Source organism: Peptoniphilus sp. BV3AC2 (assembly GCF_000478945.1).
Classification (GTDB): Bacteria; Bacillota; Clostridia; order Tissierellales; family Peptoniphilaceae; genus Peptoniphilus_B; species Peptoniphilus_B duerdenii.
Genome location: NZ_AWXD01000023.1, coordinates 1 through 9270 on the forward strand (window position 1 = coordinate 1; position 9270 = coordinate 9270).

9 protein-coding genes and 1 tRNA gene are annotated in these 9270 nt (G+C 37.6%); 5 read left to right on the plus strand and 5 right to left on the minus strand.

Annotation, left to right across the window (positions count from 1 at the left end; all coding sequences use genetic code 11):
* Window positions 1-715: 715 nt before the first annotated feature.
* Window positions 716-2152 carry an ATP-binding protein gene (locus HMPREF1252_RS05145; protein WP_036746941.1) on the minus strand — a complete coding sequence of 479 codons (1437 nt, stop codon included), beginning with the start codon at window positions 2150-2152 and terminating at the stop codon, window positions 716-718.
* Complete coding sequence (locus tag HMPREF1252_RS05150; protein ID WP_008901798.1) at window positions 2115-2792, minus strand: response regulator transcription factor; 678 nt, start codon at window positions 2790-2792, stop codon at window positions 2115-2117. The genes HMPREF1252_RS05145 and HMPREF1252_RS05150 overlap by 38 nt, the downstream gene beginning before the upstream one ends.
* Before the next feature lie 867 nt (window positions 2793-3659).
* Between HMPREF1252_RS05150 and HMPREF1252_RS05155 the strand changes: the two genes are divergently transcribed.
* Complete coding sequence (locus HMPREF1252_RS05155) at window positions 3660-3917, plus strand: AbrB/MazE/SpoVT family DNA-binding domain-containing protein (protein WP_023059677.1); 258 nt, start codon at window positions 3660-3662, stop codon at window positions 3915-3917.
* 1565 nt (window positions 3918-5482) lie between these two features.
* Here the strand turns inward: HMPREF1252_RS05155 and HMPREF1252_RS05160 are convergent.
* Both HMPREF1252_RS05160 and HMPREF1252_RS05165 read right to left on the minus strand, forming a co-directional pair.
* Complete coding sequence (locus HMPREF1252_RS05160) at window positions 5483-6088, minus strand: DUF3793 family protein (RefSeq protein ID WP_036746943.1); 606 nt, start codon at window positions 6086-6088, stop codon at window positions 5483-5485.
* A complete protein-coding gene (locus HMPREF1252_RS05165; RefSeq protein ID WP_008901794.1) occupies window positions 6078-6497 on the minus strand; it encodes a flavodoxin in 420 nt (139 codons plus the stop codon). The genes HMPREF1252_RS05160 and HMPREF1252_RS05165 overlap by 11 nt, the downstream gene beginning before the upstream one ends.
* 113 nt (window positions 6498-6610) lie before the next feature.
* Here HMPREF1252_RS05165 and HMPREF1252_RS05170 point away from each other — a divergent pair, with 113 nt between their 5' ends.
* Window positions 6611-7252 (plus strand): AraC family transcriptional regulator, encoded by a 642-nt coding sequence (locus HMPREF1252_RS05170; RefSeq protein WP_023059675.1) that lies wholly within the window; start codon window positions 6611-6613, stop codon window positions 7250-7252.
* A 113-nt stretch (window positions 7253-7365) separates the two neighbouring features.
* Here HMPREF1252_RS05170 and HMPREF1252_RS05175 read toward each other — a convergent pair whose 3' ends face one another.
* Entirely contained in the window at window positions 7366-7875 is a 510-nt protein-coding gene (locus tag HMPREF1252_RS05175; RefSeq protein WP_023059676.1) for an adenine phosphoribosyltransferase, read from the minus strand.
* An 80-nt stretch (window positions 7876-7955) separates the two neighbouring features.
* Between HMPREF1252_RS05175 and HMPREF1252_RS09275 the strand changes: the two genes are divergently transcribed.
* The 3 genes from HMPREF1252_RS09275 to HMPREF1252_RS05185 all read left to right on the plus strand — a co-directional run bounded on the left by HMPREF1252_RS09275 (window position 7956) and on the right by HMPREF1252_RS05185 (window position 8562).
* A complete protein-coding gene (locus tag HMPREF1252_RS09275) occupies window positions 7956-8159 on the plus strand; it encodes a hypothetical protein (RefSeq protein ID WP_051338886.1) in 204 nt (67 codons plus the stop codon).
* Entirely contained in the window at window positions 8149-8349 is a 201-nt protein-coding gene (locus HMPREF1252_RS05180) for a hypothetical protein (protein ID WP_023059672.1), read from the plus strand. Before HMPREF1252_RS09275 ends, HMPREF1252_RS05180 begins: the two co-directional genes overlap by 11 nt.
* A 129-nt stretch (window positions 8350-8478) precedes the next feature.
* A tRNA-Leu gene (locus HMPREF1252_RS05185) sits at window positions 8479-8562 on the plus strand.
* The last annotated feature ends 708 nt before the right edge of the window (window positions 8563-9270 follow it).

The window sequence follows — 9270 nt, forward strand, 5'->3', positions numbered from 1 at the left end:
ATGCTATCCGGATAGCATGTAATAATAAAAACTTTAATACAAACTCCCTAGCGGAAGCAATCTAAAGGAAAGCAGTCACCCTGAGCGAAGACGGTGAAGGTTTACCGTAACCGTCGTAGTCGAATGGGTATAACCGTGGTGGGGTCAAGTACTGATGACTGTAGTTGGGAGGATAATTTTTATTTTTTGGCAGAGATGGGTTAAATATAGGTCAGATCCTTCGACTTCAAAGGCTATCGCCTTTTTCGCTCAGGATGACTATTTGGGAGGGTTATCGCTCGATATGTGTTAATTATTTGCAAGATTTAAAGACTTTACGCCTCTCGGCTGTGGAAGCAAAATGCTTCCGCTACGGTGTAAATATGAGTTGAAGTTTTTGTACAGCTTCACCTGAGTTGAGAAAATGTAGTACCAAGTTTAATGGAAGCTGATAGCTTCCGCTACGGTGCAGTTGCAAAGACTGGTTAAATATAGCTTATACCCGTTCGACTCACTTCGTTCGCTCAGGGTGACAACCACCTATAAACTTCTTACTAAAAATATCTAAAGGAATACAGTCACCCTGAGCGTAGACGGTGGAGCAACGCGAAACCGTCGTAGTCGAATGGGTATAACCATGGTGAGGTCTATAATTGAAGATTGTTATTTCGTATTTGTCTTACCACATAAAAAAAGAGAAAGCGTGTGCTCTCTCTTCCTTTAACTTTATTTTATTTTATTTTTCTTTATCCATCTTTTTCGCTACGAAGTAGAAGTTACTTCCTTCGTTTACTTTTGATGCTACTCCGTATTCAAATCCGTGTCCTTCTAGGATGGATTTTACTATGAATAGTCCTAAGCCTGTGCCTACTTTGGATCTGGTTCTGTTGCCGCTGCCTCTGTAGAATCTGTCCCAGATGCCTGTTATGTCTTCTTCTTTTATTCCTATTCCGAAGTCGATACAGTCAAATCTCACGCCTTTTTCTGTTTCTTCTGTCTTCAGGATAAGTTTTTTAGATTCTCCTGAGTAGTTGATTGCGTTTGAGATTAGGTTATAGACTACTTGTTCTATCCTCTTGTAATCTGCTTCTACTTTTAAGTCTCCCGTTTTTATCACTTCAAAGTCAAAGTCGCTTCTGTAATTTTTAAATCTCATTACTTGGTTATCCACCATTTCTCCGAGATCAAAGGTTGTGATTTCATAATTTGCTACCGATGATTCCAGTTTGGATACGTCCAGCAGGTCGTTTACTAGTTTGGTTAGGTGGTCTGCTTCTTCGATTATGACTTCTATGTGTTCGTTACGCTTTTCCTTGTTGTCGCCACTTATGTCCCTAATCATTTCTCCATAGGATTTTATGACCGTTAGTGGTGTTTTAAGGTCGTGGCTCACATTTGCCAGTAGGTCTTTTCTAAGTTGCAATGTCTTTTTAAGTTCGCCGGTTGCGTAGTTTAATGTGTCTGAAAGGTCGTCTATCTCTTCGTAGTCGCCTTTTTTAAACATGATGTCGTAGTTTCCTTTTCCTATCGCTATTGCCGTCCTTGACATTTGCACTATCGGATCTGATAGTCTCTTAGATATAAAGAATGACATGATCATCGCTATTACTAGTGAAATTATAGACACGATGAAGAGTTGTTCTTTTAGTATGTCTATGGCTGAGTCCACCGGCTCTAGGACTGAGGAGATGGTTATATAGTATTTTACTCCTGCGATGTTGCCTAGGTATCCGTTAAACTCGATAAGGGAGTTGTCCAGTTTTGGAATCTTGCTGGTCTTAATTATATATTTTAGTCCTTCTTCCTGGAGCCTTCCGTATTCTGCGTCGAATCTAAGTTTGGACATGGGTGGCAAGTACTCGAGCACTGTGTCGTTGGTCATTCTGTAATGGCCGTATTCGTCAACTACTGTTATCTTAAGAGATTTTGTCAATGCATAAGTAGTTAAGACTTCGCCGAAATCCTCTGAGTCGAATTCATTTTGTATGGTGTTTCCAATCCTTGTGATCTCGCTTATCTTCATGGATTCGTAGAAATAGTTTAAAAATACTATTTGGAACAGCCAAAGGATTATGAATATCATGGCTGCAAAGCCTATGAAGTACCTCCAAAGTTTAAATAGCATGGAGGTTTTTTTAATTGTTTTCGTCCTCTTCGAATTTATATCCAACACCTCTTACTGTTACTATAAATTTTCTATAATGTTTGATTGAGTTTCTAAGCATCTTGATATGAGTATCCACGGTTCTATCGTCACCGTAAAAATCATAGCCCCACACTTGGTTTAGAAGTTGTTCCCTTGAGAGGGCGATGTTTTTGTTCTTTGCAAGATATGTGAGCAGTTCGTATTCCTTAGGAGTTAGGTCCACCCTTTCTCCATCAACGGATACGCTTCTGCCATCTAGGTCAATCTTTAGACCTTCGAACTCCATAACTCTATTGTCGTTTAACTTTTTATTTCTAGTTACGATTACATTTAGTCTAGCCATCAGTTCCTTAGGAGAAAATGGTTTAACCACGTAGTCGTCAATACCTATTTCAAAGCCGAATAATTTGTCGTATTCCTCTCCCCTTGCAGAAAGCATTAGGACCGGGATATTTTTCGTCTTTTTGATTTCTTTGTATGCGGAGAAACCGTCAAGTCTAGGCATCATTATGTCCATAACAATGACATCGAAGTCTTGTTCCCTAGCTTTTTCAACAGCGTCGATGCCATCAACAGCTTCTACAACAGTGTGACCCTCGAACTCTGCATAGGTCTTTATGACTTCTCTTATCTTCTCTTCGTCATCTACTACTAATATTTTAAACATTGTATCACCTTTCTAATCTATATTTTTAAGAATAAAGTAAATTTGTGATAGCTATTTGTTAGCTATTTTAAATTAAGTACATCTAGTTTTATCATACTATGTAATGGTAATTATTTAAAGTGAATTGTGAAAATTTTTGTTTTTGTCGGGTGTGGGTGGGGTTACATTTGGATGATTTCATTTGTATAGTCTTGACCTACAGAGGTTATACCCATTCGAAGCCCTAGTCGAAATCTTCGATTTCGTAGCAGGTCTCGTGCAAAGAGTTCCAAAGAAGCCGAGCATTGTGAAGGCTGATTTGTAGAACTCGACTGCCTCTCAGGGTGACAACCACCTATAAACTCATTATTAAAAATAAACTAATGAAGACAGTCACCCTGAGCGAAAGGTGGAGGTTTACCGACACCCGCAGTCGAACGGGTATAACCATGGTGAGGTTTCATTTTGATGATTATATTTGGGATAGTAGTTGTTAATTTTTTTGGAATAGATGGGTTAAATATAGGTCAGATCCTTCGAAGCCCTAGCCGAAATCTTAGATTTCGTAGCAGGTCTCGTTCAAAGAGTTCCAAAGAAAGCGAGCACTGCGAAGCTTGATTTGAAGAACTCGACTGCCTCTCAGGGTGACTGCAATTGGGAGGGCTTTTCGTGCAAAGCCTCTCGGCTGTGGAAGCAGATTGCTTCCGCTACACCCCCCAACCGGGTCATCCTGAGCGGAGACGGTACGTCGGAGTCGAAGGATCTCTACAAGGATAACCTTAAGTAAGACGACAACCTCTCATGATGACCATGTATATATTGACATTTTCAATTAAAAACTTTCTAATTTAGTTAGAAAGTTTGATTTTCTAACTAAAGGAGGTTTCTATGTTAGTCGAATTAAAAGCAAAGTCTCAAGTGACTATCCCAAAAGAAATCGTGAACTCTATGGATCTAAATCAAGGTGACCAATTCGAAGTTATCGAAGATAATGGTAGGATTATCCTCGTGCCTGTTGCCATTTATCCAGAACATGTCATAAAAAATCCGAAGGCTTCCGTTGACGAAATCAAGGAGTCTATTAAGAATGGTAACCAACCTGTTTTCGATTCTATTGATGCTCTTTTTGAGGAACTCGACAAGTAATGACCTACAAAATTACTTTTTCCAAGGCGTTTAAAAAACATTATAAAACTTTGTCTGATGTTGAAAAGAAGCAAACCAAAAAAAGCTTGAGTTTTTCGTAAATGATCCGACTCATCCATCTCTACGCACCAAAAAAGTTCAAGGTACTGATGGTATTTGGGAGTCTTCTATCAATATGGATATTCGAATATTGTGGTTTTATGAAGGTGATGAATTGATTTTACTATTAGATATCGGTCATCACGATATTTTGAATAAGTTTTAATATCCCTGTTCATGCAGGGTTTTTTTATTTTTTGAGTTGATACAGTTGTGTTTTTATACATATTGCATTTACCTGAGGAAAGAGAATTTAGTTTTAAGATTGATGGAAGCAGGTTGCTTCCGCTACAAAACGCCCACCTGGTCATCCTGAGCGGAGACGGGTACCGTCGAAGTCGAAGGATCTCTACAATGATAACCTTAAGGAATACAGTCATCCTGAGCGGAAATGACGAAGCTAAAAGCGAGTCATGAAGTCGAATGGGTATAACCATGGTGGGGTTACATTTGGATGATTATATTTGGGATAGTAGTTGTTAATATTTTTTTGGGATAGATGGGTTAAATATAGGTCAGATCCTTCGACTCGGAAATGAATTTCCTCGCTCAGGATGACAATACAGAAGTATTGGCCTTTGGAAATTTATTAATTCATTAAGTAATTACGTACAGAGCCTCTCGGCTGTGGAAGCAAAATGCTTCTGCTACAGTGTAAATATAAGTCGAGGTTTTTATGCGGCTAACGCCTAAGGAAAGATAGTTTAGTTTTATAAAATAATTTATTTGCCCAGGCTTGACCTTCAGAAGTTATACCCATTCGACTCACTTCGTTCGCTCAGGGTGACAACCACCTATAAACCCCTTATTAAAAATAAACTAATGAAGATGGTCACCCTGAGCGAAGGGTGGAGGTTTACCGACACCCGCAGTCGAACGGGTATAACCATGGTGAGGTTACATTTGGATGATTATATTTGGGATAGTAGTTTTATTATTTTTTTGGAATAGATGGGTTAAATATAGGTCAGATCCTTCGAAGCCCTAGCCGAAATCTTAGATTTCGTAGCAGGTCTCGTTCAAAGAGTTCCAAAGAAAGCGAGCACTGCGAAGCTTGATTTGAAGAACTCGACTGCCTCTCAGGGTGACTGCAATTGGGAGGGCTTTTCGTGCAGAGCCTCTCGGCTGTGGAAGCAAAATGCTTCCGCTACGGTATAAATATAAGTCGAGGTTTTTATACGGCTAACGTCTAAGGAAAGATAGTTTAGTTTTATAAAATAATTTATTTGCCCAGGCTTGACCTACAGAGGTTATACCCATTCGACTCACTTCGTTCGCTCAGGGTGACAACCACCTATAAACCCCTTATTAAAAATAAACTAATGAAGACGGTCACCCTGAGCGAAAATGACAAAGCCAAAGGCTGAGTCATTGAAGTCGAACGGGTATAACAGTGGTGTGGTTATGTTTGGATGACCACTTCCCCCTCCCACACAAAAAACAAAAAAACTGGGAATGTCCCAGTTTTATTGATAGAGTAAACTTTTCATGTAATTTTCTTTTGCAAGATTGTATCTTTTAAAGTCGTATAGCGCGCGATTTATATTGTTAAAGCATTTCCAATAGCCACAAACAAGGCAGGCTTTACCACTGTTGAAGTAGAAATCTACTACGTCTTCGAAGTGATAACCCAAAAATATGCCTACCTCATCTGGTACTTGCTCTCTAAATCTATCTTTTAATTTAAGAAGGTAATGGTTAATTTGGTGGGAATTTTCATAACCGATAGATTTTAGAAATTTCTTTACCCTTTCTTGTTTTAGGGTTGCTCCCAAATATCGCTTGTCATAAAAGAGGATCACTGTATAATTCTTTTCATCTTTAAGTTCGATGTATTGAACTTTCAGTGCTGCCGCTAATTCGTCTTTATATGTTTTCCATGTGGACAGAGAAGATTTGTCATCTTCTCTTATGGTCATGAGTGTTCCTACTTTTTTCTCGTACAAAGTAGGTGCGATACTCATCTTTACGAGAGAATTCAGGTAATCTAAATTAGGTAATGTTCTTATCTTTTTATAGAACTCAATGGTTATGTTACCGCTTATTTTAAAGTCGGTCAATTTATCTTGCAATTGCCTTTCCTAGTGATCTGCAATCTGCAAGTGCATCTTCTGATGGATTATCGTAAGCGATTACTGTTTCGAATACTTGTACTCCAAGATTTTCTAGTTCTTCTTTCCAATATTCCATCCATTGGCCTTCTGCCCATTCGTAAGATCCGAATAGTGCAACTTTTTTGCCTTTAAGTAGTTCGTTTACGCTGTCCATGTATGGTCTCATGTACTCTTCTTCTAGTTCTTCTGATCCCATTGCTGGACATCCAAAGATAAGAACGTCTGCGTCTTTTACATCATCAACTTTTGCGTCGCAAACATTGATTAGGGTGGTATCATCATTTACCTCTTTTGCCCCTTCAAATATTGCGTTTGCCATTTTTTCTGTATTACCGGTTCCTGACCAGTAAATAATTTTAACTTTCATATGTTCTCCTTTCCTTGATATTGACTATCAACTACTTTTTCATTATAATATAGTTATATTGATAATATTTTTCAAATATTACTATATTTATTTTAAATTGAAAGGATGATTACATGTACAATAATTTAGAGATTGCCAAAGCGAACAATATCAAGAGTTTCGGCAAGGCACATAAACTTTATAGAAAGAGAATCAGCACCATCACAAATGTGGACGAACTTAAGGAATATCTCAATGTTTTAAACGTCTTCTTGTATACATATTTTCTTTGCAAGTACAAAAAAGATTTATCAGACAAGGTTCATAGAAATAGTATTGCTATCGCAAATTTCATTTCTCGTGAGGAGCTAGCAAATTACGGAGAGTCAATGCTCACCACATATAGAGATTCACTTCTACTTGGGATTAGTGAGTCTGATCATGAGCTGGTAGAAGGAGCTATTTCCTACATAAACAAGAATTTTAGAGACAAGATTACACTCTCTGATACGGCGAAGAAGCTACATATTTCTAAGAATTATCTCTGTCACCTCTTCACACAAGAGACAGGCTACAGATTTTGCGAATATATAAATATAAAGAGGATTGGATATGCCAAGGAATTGATTAGCGAAAACAAGAAAAACTTTGAATTTATCTCTTGTTACTGTGGATTCTCTTCCCAGTCCCACTTCTCCACTACTTTTAAGAAGTACACAGGAATTACGCCAAACGAATACAAGCAAATGGTTCTAAAACAAGAAGTTACTGTATAATATCCACCAAAAATTAAAAGTTTTGGTAATAAATTTGCTAAAATTATATAATTTTATATGTCCAATGAAAAACCCTTCTATTTTCTACAAATAGAAGGGTTTTTTATAAAAATTTAATATTTGATGAGGCTTCTAACATCATAACCTTTTAGAACTTCTCTGCCAGGTAGGTCAGTAAGTTCAACTAAAAATACCAATGCTTCAACCTTGCCACCGAGTCTTTCAACTAAGTCTATGGTAGCCTTTGAAGTACCACCAGTAGCAAGTAGATCGTCGACAATTATTACCTTTTCTCCAGAACTGATTGCGTCCTCGTGGATTTCAATCTTGTCAGTGCCATATTCCAATTCATAAGAAACTTCGATCTTCTTATATGGGAGCTTACCAGGCTTTCTAACAGGCACAAATCCTGCACCCATCTCAATGGCCATAGGAGCGCCTACGATGAAGCCACGAGCCTCTACGCCCACTACCTTGTCCACATTCTCAGGAGCAAGAGCCACAAGTTCATCTATCGCACCCTTAAACGCATCCTTATCCTTTAAAAGAGTGGTTATATCTCTGAAGATTATACCTTCCTTTGGATAATCTTTTAAATTTCTAATATAATTTGAATAATCCATACTACCTCCTGAAATAAGTATATCACAAAATAAGATTTTTTGAATTTTAAAAATCATGTTATAATGTTCATGGTGATTAAATGAAAAAATTAAAAGAAATCATGCAAGGAAGAAACGGCGTTGATGAGCTAAATATATTTCTCATCACAAACGCATTAATATTTAAAATCCTAGCATATACGACCCATGTAAGACTATTTGATATGTTTTCTGTGACATTTCTAATATATTCACTGATGAGAGCATTTTTCAAAAAATATATACGTAAGAAGAATGGAAAATGACAAAATAGTAAGCGTCGTAAATAAAATCAAAAGAAATTATAAAAGAAATCTAACACAATTTAAAAATAGAAAAGAATACAAATATATAAAATGTGACAACTGTCATCAAAAGATGCGAGTACCAAGAGGCAAAGGCAAAATCAAAGTAACCTGCCCAAAGTGTAAGTATCAGATGGAAGTTAGAAGTTAGAAAACAGAGGAACTTAAGATAATATTTTGGATAAATACTTGTCAGAAAAAAAATTAAAAAACATTTAAAAAAATTTAAAAAAAGTGTTGACAAGAGTCTAAAAACATAATATACTAGATAAGTACTCACGCGGGAGTGGCGGAATTGGCAGACGCGCTAGACTTAGGATCTAGTTCCATTGGAGTGGGGGTTCAAGTCCTCTTTCCCGCACCATTAAGACCATACAAATTGTATGGTCTTTAATTTTATTCTAAACCAAAAGGTTTAGAAAAAGATACCCCTTTCAATCCACATTTTATACCTAAAAGTGTAGTTTACACAATTACATAAGGTGTAAGCACAGCACAATGTGCAAAGGAAACATTTCCAAAAAGATCGGCATTTAGAAATAAGTGTCGATCTTTTATTTTTTTGTATTTTTGTTTGATTTAATTACAATGGGTCAAAAAATGTATCGGAAGCACTCTGCTTCCATAGCTAATTCCAGAATGAACTTTGAAAATAAAATAACACCTATCGAGCATAAATCCTCCCACTTGGTCATCCTGAGCGGAGACGGGTACCGTCGGAGCCGAAGGATCTCTACAAGGATAACCTTAAGGAAGAATGTCACCCTGAGCGGAAATGACGAAGCTAAAAGCTGAGTCATTGAAGTCGAACGGGTATAACCATGGTGGGGTTATGTTCGGATGATTTCACTTGTATAGACTTGACCTACAGATGTTATACCCATTCGAAGCCCTAGCCGAAATCTCCCGTTTCGTAGCAGGTCTCGTGCAAAGAGTTATAAAGAAAACAAACGAAGTGAAGTTTGATTTGTTGAACTCGACTGCCTCTCAAGGTGACTGCAATTGGGAGAACTTTGTAGTCTTCGGCTGTGGAAGCTCCTTGCTTCCGCTATACCCCCCACCACGTCATCCT

Excerpts from the sequence above, each read along its gene's own strand:
- HMPREF1252_RS05150 (WP_008901798.1), bottom strand. The coding sequence starts at position 2,792 with ATGTTTAAAATATTAGTAGTAGATGACGAAGAGAAGATAAGAGAAGTC.
- HMPREF1252_RS05155 (WP_023059677.1), top strand. The coding sequence starts at position 3,660 with ATGTTAGTCGAATTAAAAGCAAAGTCTCAAGTGACTATCCCAAAAGAA.
- HMPREF1252_RS05165 (WP_008901794.1), bottom strand. The coding sequence starts at position 6,497 with ATGAAAGTTAAAATTATTTACTGGTCAGGAACCGGTAATACAGAAAAA.
- HMPREF1252_RS05170 (WP_023059675.1), top strand. The coding sequence starts at position 6,611 with ATGTACAATAATTTAGAGATTGCCAAAGCGAACAATATCAAGAGTTTC.
- HMPREF1252_RS05175 (WP_023059676.1), bottom strand. The coding sequence starts at position 7,875 with ATGGATTATTCAAATTATATTAGAAATTTAAAAGATTATCCAAAGGAA.
- HMPREF1252_RS09275 (WP_051338886.1), top strand. The coding sequence starts at position 7,956 with ATGAAAAAATTAAAAGAAATCATGCAAGGAAGAAACGGCGTTGATGAG.
- HMPREF1252_RS05180 (WP_023059672.1), top strand. The coding sequence starts at position 8,149 with ATGGAAAATGACAAAATAGTAAGCGTCGTAAATAAAATCAAAAGAAAT.